Annotated in this window: 16 protein-coding genes; 5 read left to right on the top strand and 11 right to left on the bottom strand. The window is 39.6% G+C overall.

All coding sequences use genetic code 11. The annotated features are described in order from the left end of the window. Positions 1-114: 114 nt before the first annotated feature. Entirely contained in the window at positions 115-1,164 is a 1,050-nt protein-coding gene (locus tag QE404_RS05815) for a M28 family metallopeptidase (RefSeq protein WP_307447792.1), read from the bottom strand. A gap of 87 nt (positions 1,165-1,251) precedes the next feature. On the opposite strand from QE404_RS05815, the gene QE404_RS05810 reads away from it, so the two are divergent. After that, positions 1,252-2,391, top strand: coding sequence for an aminotransferase class I/II-fold pyridoxal phosphate-dependent enzyme (locus QE404_RS05810; protein ID WP_307447789.1), 1,140 nt, complete (start codon positions 1,252-1,254; stop codon positions 2,389-2,391). 70 nt (positions 2,392-2,461) lie between these two features. Here QE404_RS05810 and QE404_RS05805 read toward each other — a convergent pair whose 3' ends face one another. The 9 genes from QE404_RS05805 to pdhA all read right to left on the bottom strand — a co-directional run bounded on the left by QE404_RS05805 (position 2,462) and on the right by pdhA (position 12,751). Next, positions 2,462-5,197, bottom strand: a complete 2,736-nt coding sequence (locus tag QE404_RS05805; protein WP_307447786.1) for a sodium-translocating pyrophosphatase — start codon at positions 5,195-5,197, stop codon at positions 2,462-2,464. Positions 5,198-5,400: 203 nt separating this feature from the next. Further along, positions 5,401-6,012, bottom strand: a complete 612-nt coding sequence (locus QE404_RS05800) for an inorganic pyrophosphatase (RefSeq protein WP_307447783.1) — start codon at positions 6,010-6,012, stop codon at positions 5,401-5,403. Between the two features lie 19 nt (positions 6,013-6,031). Next, entirely contained in the window at positions 6,032-6,544 is a 513-nt protein-coding gene (locus QE404_RS05795) for a DUF7935 family protein (RefSeq protein WP_307453360.1), read from the bottom strand. 35 nt (positions 6,545-6,579) lie between these two features. Further along, positions 6,580-7,512 carry a phytanoyl-CoA dioxygenase family protein gene (locus QE404_RS05790; RefSeq protein WP_307447780.1) on the bottom strand — a complete coding sequence of 311 codons (933 nt, stop codon included), beginning with the start codon at positions 7,510-7,512 and terminating at the stop codon, positions 6,580-6,582. Positions 7,513-7,581: 69 nt separating this feature from the next. Next, positions 7,582-8,448, bottom strand: a complete 867-nt coding sequence (locus QE404_RS05785; RefSeq protein WP_307447778.1) for a hypothetical protein — start codon at positions 8,446-8,448, stop codon at positions 7,582-7,584. Then, entirely contained in the window at positions 8,445-9,122 is a 678-nt protein-coding gene (gene radC, locus QE404_RS05780; protein WP_307447775.1) for a RadC family protein, read from the bottom strand. The genes QE404_RS05785 and radC overlap by 4 nt, the downstream gene beginning before the upstream one ends. 69 nt (positions 9,123-9,191) lie before the next feature. Continuing rightward, entirely contained in the window at positions 9,192-9,860 is a 669-nt protein-coding gene (locus QE404_RS05775; protein ID WP_294204868.1) for an ABC transporter ATP-binding protein, read from the bottom strand. 174 nt (positions 9,861-10,034) lie between these two features. Then, positions 10,035-11,654, bottom strand: a complete 1,620-nt coding sequence (locus QE404_RS05770; protein ID WP_307447769.1) for a pyruvate dehydrogenase complex dihydrolipoamide acetyltransferase — start codon at positions 11,652-11,654, stop codon at positions 10,035-10,037. Positions 11,655-11,749: 95 nt separating this feature from the next. Continuing rightward, positions 11,750-12,751 carry a pyruvate dehydrogenase (acetyl-transferring) E1 component subunit alpha gene (gene pdhA / locus QE404_RS05765; protein ID WP_307447766.1) on the bottom strand — a complete coding sequence of 334 codons (1,002 nt, stop codon included), beginning with the start codon at positions 12,749-12,751 and terminating at the stop codon, positions 11,750-11,752. A gap of 125 nt (positions 12,752-12,876) precedes the next feature. Between pdhA and QE404_RS05760 the strand changes: the two genes are divergently transcribed. Both QE404_RS05760 and QE404_RS05755 read left to right on the top strand, forming a co-directional pair. Further along, positions 12,877-13,479 carry a phosphatase PAP2 family protein gene (locus QE404_RS05760; protein WP_307447763.1) on the top strand — a complete coding sequence of 201 codons (603 nt, stop codon included), beginning with the start codon at positions 12,877-12,879 and terminating at the stop codon, positions 13,477-13,479. A gap of 9 nt (positions 13,480-13,488) precedes the next feature. Beyond that, complete coding sequence (locus QE404_RS05755; RefSeq protein WP_307453754.1) at positions 13,489-13,917, top strand: BlaI/MecI/CopY family transcriptional regulator; 429 nt, start codon at positions 13,489-13,491, stop codon at positions 13,915-13,917. 86 nt (positions 13,918-14,003) lie between these two features. Here the strand turns inward: QE404_RS05755 and QE404_RS05750 are convergent, their stop codons facing one another. After that, a complete protein-coding gene (locus tag QE404_RS05750; protein WP_307447754.1) occupies positions 14,004-14,375 on the bottom strand; it encodes an RNA recognition motif domain-containing protein in 372 nt (123 codons plus the stop codon). A 362-nt stretch (positions 14,376-14,737) separates the two neighbouring features. On the opposite strand from QE404_RS05750, the gene QE404_RS05745 reads away from it, so the two are divergent. Together QE404_RS05745 and QE404_RS05740 are read left to right on the top strand one after the other, a co-directional pair. Continuing rightward, positions 14,738-15,133, top strand: a complete 396-nt coding sequence (locus tag QE404_RS05745; protein WP_307447752.1) for an acyl-CoA thioesterase — start codon at positions 14,738-14,740, stop codon at positions 15,131-15,133. After that, the gene (locus tag QE404_RS05740; RefSeq protein WP_307447750.1) at positions 15,130-15,690 is read left to right on the top strand and encodes a helix-turn-helix domain-containing protein; all 561 of its coding nucleotides are present in this window, start codon (positions 15,130-15,132) and stop codon (positions 15,688-15,690) included. The genes QE404_RS05745 and QE404_RS05740 overlap by 4 nt, the downstream gene beginning before the upstream one ends. The last annotated feature ends 52 nt before the right edge of the window (positions 15,691-15,742 follow it).

Below are 15,742 nucleotides of genomic sequence, written 5' to 3'. Positions count from 1 at the left end.
CTCATCTGAATCTACCTATTTTATAGGTTACAGCCCATAAGCTGCTTTATCATTACCGATTTGATAGCAATTGAAAAGCCTGTAATTCTTACAGGCTTTTGCTTTTAGTTTTGATTATTTTTTATCTACCGTTATCCTTTCCGGCCTGTTGGCGATGTCCCATGCTGTAGTAAAAACCAGCTGTGTTCTTTTTTCAAGAAGCGGATAATCTATTTTTTCGGGATCATCCGTAGGCTTGTGGTAATCTTCATGAATGCCGTCAAAGAAAAAGGCTACGGGAACATTATTCTTGGCGAAATTATAATGGTCGGACCTATAGTATAAACGCTGCGGATCGTTTGGGTCATCATATTTATAATTCAGTTCAAGGTTGTTCGTCTTCTTGTTTGCAGCCTCATTAATCACTTTCAGTTCCGAGCTTAACATTTCCGACCCGATAACATAAACATATTGTTTACCCCTATTTTCCGGGTCATCCCGCCCGATCATATCAATATTAAGATCCACAACGGTATTGGCCAGAGGAAAGACAGGATGAGAAGAATAGTATTCCGAACCGAAAAGCCCATGCTCTTCACCGGTTACATGAAGGAACAAAATTGATCTTTTTGGCCCATGACCTGCTTTTTTAGCAGCTTGGAATGCTTTTGCGATCTGCATTACAGCTACCGTTCCGCTCCCGTCATCATCAGCACCATTGTAAACCACACCATTTTTTGTTCCAACATGATCATAATGGGCAGAAACCACTACAATTTCATCCGGCTTTTCCGTTCCTTCAATAAATGCCAGGATATTTTCAGAGTCAGGCAGATTGGAACCTCCTCTTTCCCTCATGAAATCTGCCGGTACTTTCTGGTAATAGGATCCCAATGCTTTAGGATAGGGTATGCCGAGATTTTTATAATAGTTAACCATATAAACTCCTGCTTTCTTCTGACCTGGGCTCCCGGTGTCGCGGCCTTCCATTTCTTCAGAAGCGATTACATAGAGATTTTTTTTCAGGTCCTCTGCTTTAATGGTTTTATAAGCAGAAAGAAATGCTTTATCTACCGAGCCGGCTGAAGCCTCTGACCGGGAAACAGTCTTTCCGTCAGAAACCTTTGCAGTTCCGCAGCTTACTGTTAAAGCGAGCGAAAAAAGAGGGATGATCAGTTTTCTCATTTTAAATAATTTGTTTAAAAATAAAGAAATTTATTTAATTCTAAATGGATGGGTATTTTTATTATATTTGATTTAAATGCATTACGGATGAAAAAAATTTACCGTTTTAGTGATTATTCTTTTTTTACGGAAATGTCTGAGCTTGCGAGGAAAAACAACAGCTTCGACCTTTCGCTGGGTCTTCCTGATTTTGATATTGATGAACGTCTGAAATACTACTTAAAGGAATCAGCGGAAAGTCTCGTGCACCAGTATGAGCCTCTGTCAGGAAATCCATCATTAATTCAAAACATCATCCGTTTTAATTCAGATAGGAAAAATGGCATTAATGTCAACGAAAATGAGATCAGCATTATTCCATGCGCTACTTTTGCCTTGCATACTGCACTTAAAACTGTATTGAATCCCGGAGACGAAGTTGTGATCATACAGCCTTCCTACTATACCTATGGACCTTCGGTGGTGATGAACGGCGGAATACCGGTCTATTATGAGCCGGAGGCGGATTTCTGTACTGACTGGGACCGACTGAAATGCTGTATTTCGCTCAAAACCAAAGCTGTTATCGTTAATTCACCCCAAAATCCAACCGGAAAAATATGGAGCCAAGCAGACTGGAGCCAGCTGTACAATCTTATTGCTGACCGGAATATTTACCTGATATCAGAGGAAATTTATGATCTTTACTGTTATGACGGTACAGAACATTACAGTTCTTTCCTGCATCCTGAACTCAGGAAAAGGACGTTCTGCATTTTCTCGTTTGGAAAAATGTTCCATTGTACCGGGTGGAAAGTAAGTTATATGCTGGCCCCAGAAGACCTGACCACAGAATTCCGCTTTCATCAGCAATACCTCTCCTACGGGGCGAATGCTCCTGCACAATATGCGCTGTCAAAATACCTGGATGGCTTTGATTTTCATCAACATCAGGGTATAATGCAACATAAAAGGGATCTGTTTAATGCACTGATTGCGGACACTCCTTTATACACAGACCACCCATGCGAAGGAAGCGTTTTTCAGACCGTCAATTTCAGACATGTATCAAAGACAATGACTGATGTTGAATTCTCAAAGTGGCTTACTGCAGAAAAGCAGGTAGCCTGCCTGCCTTTATCCGCTTTTTATCATTTAAGGCAAAATTCAGATTATATCCGCTTCAGTTTTTTAAAGAAAGACGAAACCATTATCCAGGCTATGGAACACCTTAAAAAAGTTTTATAATTAAAAAAGCACTGCCTAACGACAGTGCTATATTGTTTATTTTGATATTAATGATCTTGAATTCCCGGAATCAGAAAGAGAGCACACGTATATCAATCCTCCTGTTTCTGGCTTTACATTCATCGGTATCGTTAGCAATACAAACCGGATGTTGGGATCCGTAGCCTTCCGCTTCCATACGGTCTGCAGCGATTCCCATTTCAAGCAGTTTCAGTTTAGCAGTCTGAGCACGCAGATTGGATAAACTTTGATTGCTTTCTTCGTTTCCAGTATTATCTGTATATCCTCCTAACTTTATTTTCAGGTCGGGATAAGCAGTCATGATTTCAGCCAGGTTGAGGAGCTGAGCTTCAGCACCTGCTTTCAGATCACTGGAACCATTCTCAAAATACAGGTTTTCAATAGTGAACCATCGATCCGGATTGAGAAGAGCCTGGTCTTTGCGTTTTAACAGGGTATACATTTGATAGAGCTGAGTGCCGTCACCAATAGAAATTGTTTTTCCTCCTTTCAGCTTAACCTGTTGTACGTTTCCTGTTTCATAGACAAAATCGCCGTTTTCATTTAAATGACCTTTTGTTTCTGGTACAGCAGTTGGAATGGCAGATGCTCCCGCAGGAGCCTGAACGGGCTGGGTTCCCACTGTTCCGGTAAGACGCTCAATTTTTGCCGCCCTCTCCGCCTCAATCTTATCTTTATGAATCACAGCCAATGTAGGGGCTATTACCAGGGAAACAATAGACATCAGCTTGATCAGGATGTTCATAGAGGGCCCCGAAGTATCTTTGAACGGATCGCCCACCGTATCTCCTGTTACCGAAGCTTTATGAGGTTCAGATCCTTTATAATAGGTCTGCCCGTTGATATCCACTCCCTTCTCAAAGGATTTTTTTGCATTGTCCCAGGCACCTCCTGCATTATTCTGGAACATTCCCATAAGAACGCCGGAAACCGTAGCCCCAGCCAGAAAACCTCCCAGAACTTCAGGGCCAAAAATAAACCCGATCAACAAAGGAGAAATAATGGCGATGGCTCCGGGAAGCATCATCTTCCTAATAGAAGCGTCTGTAGATATTGCTACGCATTTTTCATATTCCGGCTGAGCTTTTCCTTCCAGTATCCCGGGTATTTCCCGGAACTGCCTCCTTACTTCCTCTACCATGGCCATGGCCGCCTGACCTACCGCTGTGATGGCTAATGATGAAAAGATAAAAGGGATCATGCCTCCTATGAAAAGACCTGCCAGTACATCGGCACGGTAGATATCAATACCGTCAATTCCAGCAATGCCTACGAAAGCTGCAAAAAGGGCCAGTGCAGTTAATGCAGCGGAAGCAATAGCAAATCCTTTTCCTGTAGCGGCGGTCGTATTGCCTACTGCATCGAGGATATCAGTTTTCTCACGCACTTCTTTGGGAAGTTCGCTCATTTCTGCAATACCTCCTGCATTATCGGCGATCGGGCCAAAGGCATCAATAGCCAGCTGCATAGCCGTTGTGGCCATCATTCCGGCAGCTGCAATTGCAACTCCGTATAATCCGGCACAAAGGTAAGATCCGTAGATCCCGCCGGCTAAAACAATAATTGGTAACAATGTAGATTCCATTCCTACAGAAAGTCCACCGATAATATTGGTCGCATGTCCGGTAGATGACTGCCTCACAATACTGGACACGGGTCTTTTGCCTATGGCTGTATAGTATTCCGTAATAATGCTCATAAGTGTCCCTACAACAAGGCCTACCATAATAGCACCGAAAACGCCCATCTTTGAAAATTCGTATCCTCTCAGTACCATGGTTTCAGGCAAAAGATAGGTTACCAGAAAATAGGATGCGATGGCAGTTATGATGATACTCCCCCAGTTTCCAAGATTCAGTGCGCTCTGTACACTGGAAGTTGAGGAATCCTCGTGATCGTTGATCCTCACGAAAAAAGTTCCGGCAATAGAAAAAAGGATTCCGGTTCCGGCAATCAGCATCGGTAAAAGTATCGGGGCAAAACCACCGAATGCGTCATCAGATACGGTTTCCCTTCCCAGCACCATGGTGGCAAGTACTGTTGCCACATAAGACCCGAAAAGATCTGCTCCCATGCCGGCAACGTCTCCTACGTTATCTCCCACGTTGTCTGCAATGGTAGCAGGATTTCTGGGATCATCCTCCGGAATTCCTGCCTCTACTTTTCCTACGAGGTCAGCCCCAACATCTGCCGCTTTGGTATAAATACCTCCGCCAACCCTTGCAAATAGCGCAATGGATTCAGCTCCCAGCGAAAATCCGGTAAGAATTTCAATAGTTCTCTGCATTTCAACAGAATCCACAGGAGCATCGGAGGCAAAAATCTGCTTGATGATCAGGAAAAGACCTCCTAATCCCAATACAGCCAGTCCTGCTACGCCCATACCCATCACAGAACCTCCTGTAAAAGAGACCTTCAGGGCTTTGGATAATGAGGTCTTTGCCGCCTCAGCCGTCCTTACATTGGCTTTGGTGGCAATTTTCATCCCGATAAAACCTGCGGAAGCGGAAAAAACCGCTCCAACAATGAAAGCAATTCCTATTGTCCAGTGAGAATCCGGATTGGTCATGCCCATAACCGCAAGCAAAACAGCTACAATAATGACAAAATAAGTAAGAATTCGGTATTCGGCTTTGAGAAAAGCCATGGCACCATCAGCAATATGTCCGCTGATCAGTTTCATTTTTTCGTCCCCAGCATTCTGCTTGCTGACCCATTTACTCTGGAAAAAGGTGTAAAGCAAAGCGATAATACCGAAAACGGGTACTAGTGCAAATAGATTCATAGTTTAATATTTTGGTTATAGAAATATAATGAATAATTCTCATACAATATAAAAACATTTTGATTATTTCCACGTTGGCACCTGTAAAGCAGCACAGTACATCAGCTTAAAATGAAATATAATTCAGAATTCCGAAAATCTATATAACAGAATAGGGATAAACAAAATGTTTATCCCTATCAATATATCGGTAAGCCGGCAGATTATCCTCCGAACTTGTCTGCGTAATCCTGTTGGGAAGCCTTAATAACCAATTTGGCATGCTCAGCTCCGTAAATCTCCTGGATTCTGCATTTAGCCGGTTCATCCGGAAGATTTTTATACGTAAGGAAATAGTGCATTAATCGGTTTACTTCCGCCTGTGGCAGTTCAGAAATATCCCTGAAATGTCCGAATGCATGATCATTGATCATCACAGCAACAATCTTATCATCCGCTTCACCCCCATCAATCATTTTAAAACCACCGATTGGAATCGCTTCCATCAGCAGACCTCCTGCATGGATGTTGTGAGAACTAAGTACGCATATATCCAATGGATCATGATCTCCCATAGTCACATCCTGTGCACCTCTCTCCACTGCAAGTTTCATAACTTCATTATTACAGTATGTTCTCGGAACAAAACCATATAAAGCAGGAATGATGTTGGAAAATTTCTGGGGTCTGTCTACTTTAAGATACCCCGTCTCTTTATCAATTTCATATTTAATAGTGTCTGAAGGAACGATTTCTACAAAAACGTTCACTACGTTCGGCGCATCTTCCCCTGCAGAAATTCCATGCCATGGATGTGCTTTAAAATTTGGAATCATTTATTTATCTATTTTTATTTTAAATTAGTATTAAAATTTCTCTTCTAAGATCTTCCATGGTTGCAGCAATATAGTCTTCACCATTGATGTAATTCATGATAAAAACGGTTTTGAACTCCTCCAGGCTCGGGTTGTTGTTCAGATCTTCGTAGGTTTTATGAAGCAGCGCTATGACAGCTGCTTTAGAATCAGCAATATTCTTCCATGCATTTTTTGTAAGATAAAGCTGCTGTGAGGCATTATATTCAAACTCTTCCGTAATAGCTTTCTCAGTAAGGAAAATAAATTCATGAACGGCTAGGTCCCTGTCGAATTTTTGGATCAGGTTAGATGGCTTGATCCTTTCCATAAATAATGTCATCCTTTCGTAAGCGTGGGTCTTGTTTTCAGAACCTGATTTTACAGTAAGAAGCTTAAGTTCCTGATTTTTTAGATTAACGTAGGAATGTACAAATTGCCTTAGCAAAACCAGAAAAGGAATTGCAACAATGAGCGCAAATGCATAGGGCAGATATCCTGAAAAACTTGTCATCATTTTAGGACGCAAAATTAGTAATATTTTCTGAATTACAGCTGAAATAATGCAGGTCTTTGCGTCACTTCATGATAACAGATACTGTCTTTATCAAAATAGTGGTATACAAGGCTTTTCCGTGTTCTGCTTTTATCTAGATGGGGCTCTCCGCCGTGCAGAATATTAGCATGCCAAATGAGAAGATCACCTTTTTTTGCTCTGAAAATTTCTTTTTGAAGACCAAGCTCTTTTACTTTTGCTTCAAGAAATTCCTCATAAGCCTTATAACTTTGTTTGCCAATCTTGAGAGCTGATCCTTCATTATCATAATCAGAATTCAGGAAATAAGGAAGCTTGTGACTCTGTGGAATATAGTGTAGTGCTCCGTTATTCTCATCTACATCTTCAAGAGCAATCCATACTCCCAATAAACCACCTAGAGGATAAGTAGTCATATGAATGCTGTCAGAATGGGTTTTTTGCTGACTTCCGTTAATGAAATTAATACTTTGGAACAGTTTTGCATTCCCATCCAATAAAATAGATAAGAACTCGAGTAATTTTTCATCGTTTCCAATACTACGAATGATTTCAGAATGGTGAATCGCAAACATAAGTTTTCCTCCATACCGGAATTTAAGTGTTCCCTCATTCATCAGCTTTTCAATTTCAGTATTGATCTCATCTGCTGTATTTGTATCTATGTAATTTCTAAGAACTATAAATCCATTTTTATCGTACTCCTGCACACTAGCTTTGTTTTCCTCCGATAGATTGCTGTACAAATCCGTACCTATCAACTTCTCAAAATTTATTTTTCTTTCTGAAAGAGGAAGATGTAAAAAATTTTTGCTTGATATACTGGAAAAATAACTTTTGCGGATGCCAAATTTTCTGTACAGTGGTATGTTATGCTTCAATTTTTTCTTATTGAAAAAATTGTAAATAACATAAGTTAATTTATAATTACGGATCTGCTTTAACATGCTGTAGATTTAAACTTTATAAATTTATAAATTAATAATCGTAATCAATATACATATCAAATTGGTTTATTAAGAAAACTTTTTCATAAATTTATTCTCAATTATTGGAAAACTCTTTAACTCTCCACCAAAACTTTTAAAAAACACTTCTATCCCGCGAATATTCCCTCCCATGAAGTTTAAGGTTTTTTCATGGATATAATTCTTTAGAATTTGGTCAATAAGAAATGATGGTCCATTTTCATCTTTAAATTTCTTATCATTAATCAATGATAATAAAGAAAACTGCTTATCTTCCGATATTAAAACAGCAAGACTGATTAATTGGTCATTAAGATAAGCACAACAAAGTTTAAGAGAATTATTTGTATAAAGAAAATCGAAATAATTCTTAAACTTTTCAAGATCTCTATACTTTGATATTCCTTTGGAATTCTCTGTAATAAACTGCTTAATCGTTTGATCTGGTTGCAATTCCCTATAGATAAGGTGTTGGGACCACTTAACCGTTGATTTTCTTCCTTTGAAATATTTCTTTCTTTTCAATAATAGATAGTCTGAAATAGGAATAATATAGTTCTTCCTGTTTTCAATCTGAGTTGTGAAAGAGTTGCTATGATTAAAACAATACAGAAATATTCTGTAATTATTCTTTAAAAAAATTAAAAATTCACCATTGATTTGCGGATCATCAAATAAGGAAAAGATACCCAGTTGCTGACAGAACAACGGCATATGAACAAAATTAAGTCCGTACTTCTTCTTTATATTAACAGGCATTACAGCCTCGTAGTCATTCAATACCAGGATATGCCAGTTGCCGGAAAGCTCATCAAGAACTTCTCTGCGCGCATACCAGTTTTTCTGTACGGAAGATTCCAGGCAGGCCGAATATTTGTCAAAATCAATTTCGCTGTAGCGTATTTTCCTGATCATATTAATCTTTCGTCTGAAAAACTGAAATAAGCATTTTCGGTAATGATAAGATGATCAAGGAGCTGAATATTCAGGAAGCTTCCCGCTTCTCTGATCTTACTCGTAATGTTCATATCTTCACGGCTTGGCTTCAGGCTTCCTGAAGGGTGGTTATGTGCAATGATAATGCCTGTAGAAAAATGTTCCAGAGCTGTTTTAAAAAGAATCCTGACATCTACAATAGACTGACTGATGCCGCCATGTGTAAGTTTAGAAATATGAATTACCTTATTGCTCTGATTGAGGAATACCGCCCAGAATTCTTCTGTGCGAAGATCTGACAGGTATGTTTTTAACAGGTGATAGGCATCGTCACTATTGCTGATAACAACTTTATCAGGAATTTCCTGATGGGCCCTTCTTCTGCCGATTTCCAAAGCGGTAGCAATGGAAATGGCCTTTACCTCTCCTATACCTTTAAATTTCATCAGTTCTTTTGCAGAAAGCAGGCTCAGCTGATGCCAGCTGTTGTTAACCGAAGCGAGAACTTTCCTGGCAAGTTCTACTGCCGATTCATTCCTGCTCCCACTTCCCATGATAATTGCCAGCAGCTCAGAATCAGAAAGTGAGCTCCTGCCTTTCAGCATAAACTTTTCTCTGGGCCTGTCATCTTGTGCAAGAAATTTTATGGTCATGGATTAAAATATTTATAATGATGAAGTTGAAGTTACAAAATTTGTTTACAATAAGATCAGATGTCATTATTATTCGATGATCATACCGTCTTTCATGACTAATTTACGATCAGTGATTTCAGCTAAGTTAGGATTATGGGTCACAATCACAAAGGTCTGGTTATATTTATCTCTTAGATCAAAAAAAAGTCGATGAAGGTCATCCGCATTTTTAGAATCCAGATTTCCTGTAGGTTCATCAGCAAAGATAATTTTAGGGGTATTGATTAAAGCTCTTGCTACGGCTACCCTCTGCGCCTCACCGCCGGAAAGCTGGTTAGGCTTATGATGCAGCCTTTGTTCTATCTTAAGGTCCTCAAACAGGGCATATGCTTTTTCCAAAGCTTCTTTTTCCTGAGCTCCCGCAATTTTCGTGGGAAGCAGTACATTTTCAAGTGCTGTAAATTCCGGCAGAAGCTGATGGAACTGAAACACAAACCCGATATTCTGATTCCTAAAGCGGGAAAGCTGCCTGTCATTCATATTGATAAAAGATTCTCCTGCAATGCTTATTTCCGTATCATACTGTTTAGAATTGGTCGGCTGATCCAAAGTTCCTAAAATCTGTAGCAATGTAGATTTTCCTGCACCGGATTCTCCTACAATAGAGACTACCTCACCTGTTTTGATGGTGATATCAACACCCTTTAATACATTCAGATTCCCGTAGGATTTATGAATATTCCTTGCTATAATCATATTTCAAAAGTAATGAATCTCAACAGAATTTCCAGCATCCAACCCACCAAATTTTATGATTTTATTCCCCTACTTAATTTTTTAAACCTGATGTTTTCGAGAAGTTTACAGCTTCCTTTAAAAGCATAAAAAAACCTCCCTTTAAGGGAGGTTCATATGATTGAATCTGAATAATTACAGTAACAAAGTTAAAGGATTTTCCAGATAAGTTCGTAAAGTCTGTAGGAATTCAGCTCCTGTAGCACCATCTACCACTCTGTGGTCACAAGCTAATGAAAGCTTCATGGTATTGCCTACAACAATCTGTCCATCTTTTACTATTGGCTTTTCTATGATAGCGCCTACGGAAAGAATGGCAGAGTTCGGCTGATTGATGATACTGGTGAAAGTCTCGATTCCGAACATACCCAGGTTGGAAATTGAGAAGGTAGAACCTTCCATCTCGTTCGCTTTAAGGCCTTTGGATTTAGCTCTTGATGCCATATCTTTTACAGCAGCAGAAATCTGGGTATAGTTCATCTGATCTGTATTTTTAAGAACAGGAACTACCAGTCCGTCCGGAATGGCTACCGCTACACCGATATTGATATTGCCTCTGTGAATGATCTTATCTCCCGCCCAGCTTGAATTTACCTGTGGGTGTTTTCTTAAAGCCACAGCAGTTGCCTTGATAATCATATCATTGAAAGAAACTTTGGTATCCGGTAAGGAATTGATCTCTTTTCTTGCCGCAATAGCTTTATCCATATTGATTTCCACCATCAGGTAATAGTGAGGCGCAGAGAATTTGCTTTCGGAAAGTCTTTTTGCAATGATGTTTCTTACCTGAGAATTTTGAGTCTCGGTATCTTCACCCTGTACAAAGTTTACGGCAACCTGAGCAGCTGCACTGGCCGCCGGAGCTGATGAAGAAGGCTTAGCCTGTGAAGGCTGATAATTTTCTATATCTTTTTTAACGATTCTACCGTTTTCACCGGACCCCTGAATAGCGTTGATATCAACACCTTTATCCTGGGCCATTTTCTTTGCCAGAGGTGAAATCGCAATACGATCTGAAGACGCATGGTCTGCAGCCGGCTCAGAAGCTTTTTCCTCTTTAGGTTCTGTCTTTTCTTCAGCAGCAGGCTTCTGTGATTCATTTTTCGTTTCCGATTTAGGAGCACCTACTGAAGAAACATCAGTACCTTCAGGGCCAATGATGGCCAGTACGGAATCTACCGGTGCAGCACCACCTTCTTCCACACCCTGCTTCAATAGAACACCGTTGAATTCAGACTCAAAGTCCTGAACAGCCTTATCAGTTTCAATCTCAGCAAGAAGATCACCTTCTTTTACCTGGTCTCCAACATTTTTGTGCCATTTAGCCACTTTCCCTTCTGTCATGGTATCAGAAAGCCTAGGCATCGTAATCACTTCCACACCGGCAGGAACTTCTGCATCAGTTTGTTCTACGCTGGTGGCATTATTTTCTGTTTTCAGCTCCTCATCCACTTTTTTCTCTTCAGAGTCACCGGATGCAGGAGCACTTCCACCGGTTAATCCGGAAATATCTTCTCCTTCATTACCGATGATGGCTAGTACAGAATCCACAGCTGCTGCGCCGTTTTCTTCCACACCTACATATAAAAGCGTACCTTCTACCTCAGATTCGAAATCCTGAACGGCTTTATCAGTTTCAATTTCAGCAAGAATATCGCCTTCCTTTACTTTATCGCCCACTTTTTTATGCCATTTTGCCACCTTTCCTTCCGTCATTGTATCGGAAAGACGCGGCATTGTAATTACTTCTGCCATAATTTATTTTAATTTGAAAATGCGGTAATTGGTTAATTCAAAGGTGATAAAATACATGATCCACCTTCCAATTAACCAATTGACTCATTATTTTTTTAGTTTTCTAATTTATCTAAGAACGGGTAGTTTTCCTGAGCGTAAACATACTCATAGATCTTTTCCGGATCCGGGTATGGAGAGTTTTCCATGAATTCTATGCACTCTTCTACAAAGTCTCTTGACTTATTGTCCATAGCTTCCAGTTCCTCTTCAGAAGCCCAGTTGTTAGCTAAAATCCTTTGCTTGATGAGTTCAATAGGGTCATCATTTTTATGAATAGCAACTTCCTCTTTGGTTCTGTACGGTTCAGCATCAGACATGGAGTGCCCTCTGTATCGGTACGTCCTTGCCTCAATGAATGTAGGACCGTCACCTCTTCTTGCTCTTTCAATAGCTTCGTAGGCTGCTTCAGCCACTTTTTCAGGATCCATAGCATCTACGGCAAGACAAGGCATTTCATATCCCAGTCCTAATTTATAGATGTCTTCATGGTTCGCCGTTCTTTTAACGGAAGTTCCCATAGCGTACTGATTGTTTTCTACTACAAATACCACAGGAAGTTTCCAGTTCATGGCCATATTGAATGTTTCATGCAGGGAACCCTGTCTTGCAGCACCGTCTCCGAAGAAACAGATGTTTACTGCCTTTCTGTCAAAATATTTATCGGCAAAAGCAATTCCTGCTCCTAAAGGAATTTGTCCCCCTACAATACCGTGCCCGCCGTAAAAACGGTGTTCTTTGCTGAAAATGTGCATAGATCCACCCATACCTCCGGACGTACCTGTTGCCTTCCCGCAAAGTTCGGCCATGATTCTTTTAGGATCTACCCCCATCGCCATAGGGTGAATGTGGCATCTGTAAGCAGTAATCATACTGTCTTTGGTTAAATCCATTGCATGGGTAAAACCTGCAGGAATAGCCTCCTGACCATTGTACAAATGTAAAAAACCTCTGATTTTTTGCTTTAGATAGAGAGAACGGCATTTGTCTTCAAACCTTCTCCACATTGTCATATCTTCATACCACTTCAGGTATACCTCTTTGGAAAATTCTTTCATGTGTTAGCTGTTGCTTATTTGTAATGAAATAGTAGAGCAAAATTATAAAAAAAACTTTGTTTTTATTGTATTGATGTCAATTGTTTTTTTGGTTATAGTATTATCTTTGGATTTTAAATTGAAGCATGCCAGAAAAGCAACCCTCTTTTGTACAGAAAATATCAAAAATCATTTCAGATTTTTTTAATCCGCTGATTTCTTTGTTTATTTTTTTTATCCTGATGAGCATATGGAAATATTCGCTCACAGACTCCCTGTATTATTTTCTGCCTATTTTGCTGATGGTAATTTTACCCGTGATCATCTGGATTGTATGGAACGTCAAAACAGGAAGGTATGTCAACATGGATGTATCCAACCGTGTACAGAGGAAAACACTGTATATCTTTATTGTTATATGTGTAATGGCATATATGGTGTATTCCTATCTAAAAAACGGGGCTGTTGATCTGGTGATGCTGTTTATTCTCATTCTGTTGCTGGCACTTCAGATCAGCAATTTCTTCATTAAAAGTTCTATGCATACCGCTTTTAATGTGTTGGTGGCTGCCCTGTTTGTACCCATGAGTTGGATAACGGGCCTTATATGGCTGGGAATTGCCGTGTTGGTAGGGGTTACAAGGGTAATCCTGAAAAGGCATACTGTTCGTGAAGTGTTAACCGGAGCAGGAATTGCTTTTGTGGTATCTTTAATTTATCTATATTGCAGTATGCAACTTCAACCGTAAACCCATTTTATGAAAATAAACCATCTTACCGCTGCGGAAGAAAACCTGATGAAACTATTCTGGAAGCTGGATTCATTTTACCTTAAAGACGCTATGGACAGACATCCTGAGCCGAAACCCCACCAGAATACGGTATCTACCTATCTGAAAATCCTTACTGAAAAAGGCTTTCTGTCTACTGAAAAGGAAGGAAGGATCTTTAAGTATACAGTAATCATCCCCTTTGCAGAATACAGGAAATTCCTTCTAAAAGAGCTGTGCCATCATTTTTTTGACAATTCAGGAAAGGAAGTGCTGGAAGTGCTGCTGGACGAAAATTTAATTTCCAAGAACGATTTTGCCGATTACCTGGATCTTAAAATTGAGCTTAAACCTGCTAAGAATAAACAGCCTGATTATGAATTTGCCAATGAGATCCTGAAGACTAAGAAAAAATAAGAAGGAGAAAGACAAGGATAAAAAGAAGAAAAAGAAAAAGATCAACTAAAAGACATAAAAAAAAGCGGCCTGAGCCGCTTTATATTTTACCAACGGTTTCCACCGCCGCTACGGTTATTACTACCACCATAGCCGCCGCCATTACCTCTGTTGTTACCGTAACTTCCGCCACCTCTGTTGTTTCCTCCATTGTTGCTGAAAGTTCTTCTAGGCTTTTCCTCTCTCGGTTTAGCTTCAGAAACGTTTAATACTTTTCCGTTAAATTCTTTTTGGTTAAGAGCTTCAATAGCTTCCTGCCCTTCTTCATCGCTCATCTCGATGAAACCAAAACCTCTGGATCGACCAGTTTCTTTGTCTGTAATAATCTTAGCAGAAGAAACGTCTCCAAATTCTGAGAATAGATCCTGCAACTCATACTCTTTAGTTGCGTAATTGATGTTAGAAACAAAAATGTTCATTTTGAATAAAAAATTAAAAATTAATAACGATTTGGTATATAAAAGAAAAACAACATAAAGAATGAACAAATATTGATTCCAAATATAAACAGGTGCAAGATACGATTAATAATGTCACAACAAAATATTTTTTTAAGAATAGTCTATATATTTTGTATTCTGTCTGTTAAAGCAGTCTGAAATAAGGCATTCCGAGAATAAATTTCTATCCAGAATGGAAAAATAAAGCAGTCTGAACCCTGAAAATGATGAAATAAGAGATCCTTTTGGAGGTATTGATGAGTCCATTTAGTTTGGTGAATCCTTATTTTTTCACGTTTAAACATTATTAATAGTAAATTTGTACTGAAAAACTATAAGAGATGAACTACCATACCAGAAAATGGGTAAAACCCGAAGACCTCAATCCTAATCACTCTTTGTTCGGAGGAAGACTATTGCAATGGATCGATGAAGAGGCGGCACTTTATGCCATCATTCAGCTCGAAAATACCAAAGTGGTAACAAAATTTATTTCTGAGATTAATTTTGTAAGCTCAGCCAAGCAGGGTGATATTGTTGAAATCGGTATTGAAGTATCTTCGTTCGGATCTACCTCCATTACTTTGAGATGTGAAGTACGGAACAAAATGACGCACCAGACGATTATTACGGTAGAAAAAATTGTAATGGTAAATCTTGATGAAAACGGCCTTCCTGCGGCACATGGAAAGACCAAAGTAGAGTTTGTAAAGGACAGGCTCAGCGGCCGGCTATGAAAATCTTCATTAAAAATATGGTCTGCAACAGGTGTATATCTGCCGTTGAACAGGTCTTTAACCTGTCTGGTATATCACTAAAATCTGTAAAACTGGGCGAAGCAGAAACGGATGCTGATCTGAGTAATCATCAGCTGATGCTTATTGAGAAAGGACTTTATGATGCAGGTTTTGAGAGGCTCAAAGATGCTGCACACCAGCTTACGGAAAAAATCCGTACCCTGGTGATCCTGAAAATCAGCGAACTGGATATTGAAGAAGGATTTGTATTATCTGAATTTCTCAGTACTGCCCTTCATAAGGAATACAGCTCATTGTCAAAGACCTTTTCACAGCATGAGAGCACTACACTGGAACAGTTCTTCATTCTTCAGAAGATTGAAAAAGTAAAGGAACTCCTGCTGTACAATGAATTTACCCTGACGGAAATCGCCGGCAAGCTAGGTTATAAAAGCGTTCAGCATTTATCTGCTCAGTTCAGGAATATCACCGGCTTTACGCCTACAGAATTCAGAAAGCTGAAAAACCACCACCGTAAGCCTCTCGACGAAATTTAAATACACTATCGTGATTAAGGCTCCTGGAAGAATTCTGTAACTATTATCCCAA

Origin of the sequence: Chryseobacterium camelliae (genome assembly GCF_030818575.1) — a bacterium.
Classification (GTDB): domain Bacteria; phylum Bacteroidota; class Bacteroidia; order Flavobacteriales; family Weeksellaceae; genus Chryseobacterium; species Chryseobacterium camelliae_A.
Note: the sequence above shows the minus strand (reverse complement) of the source record. Positions and strands in the feature narration are given on the sequence as shown.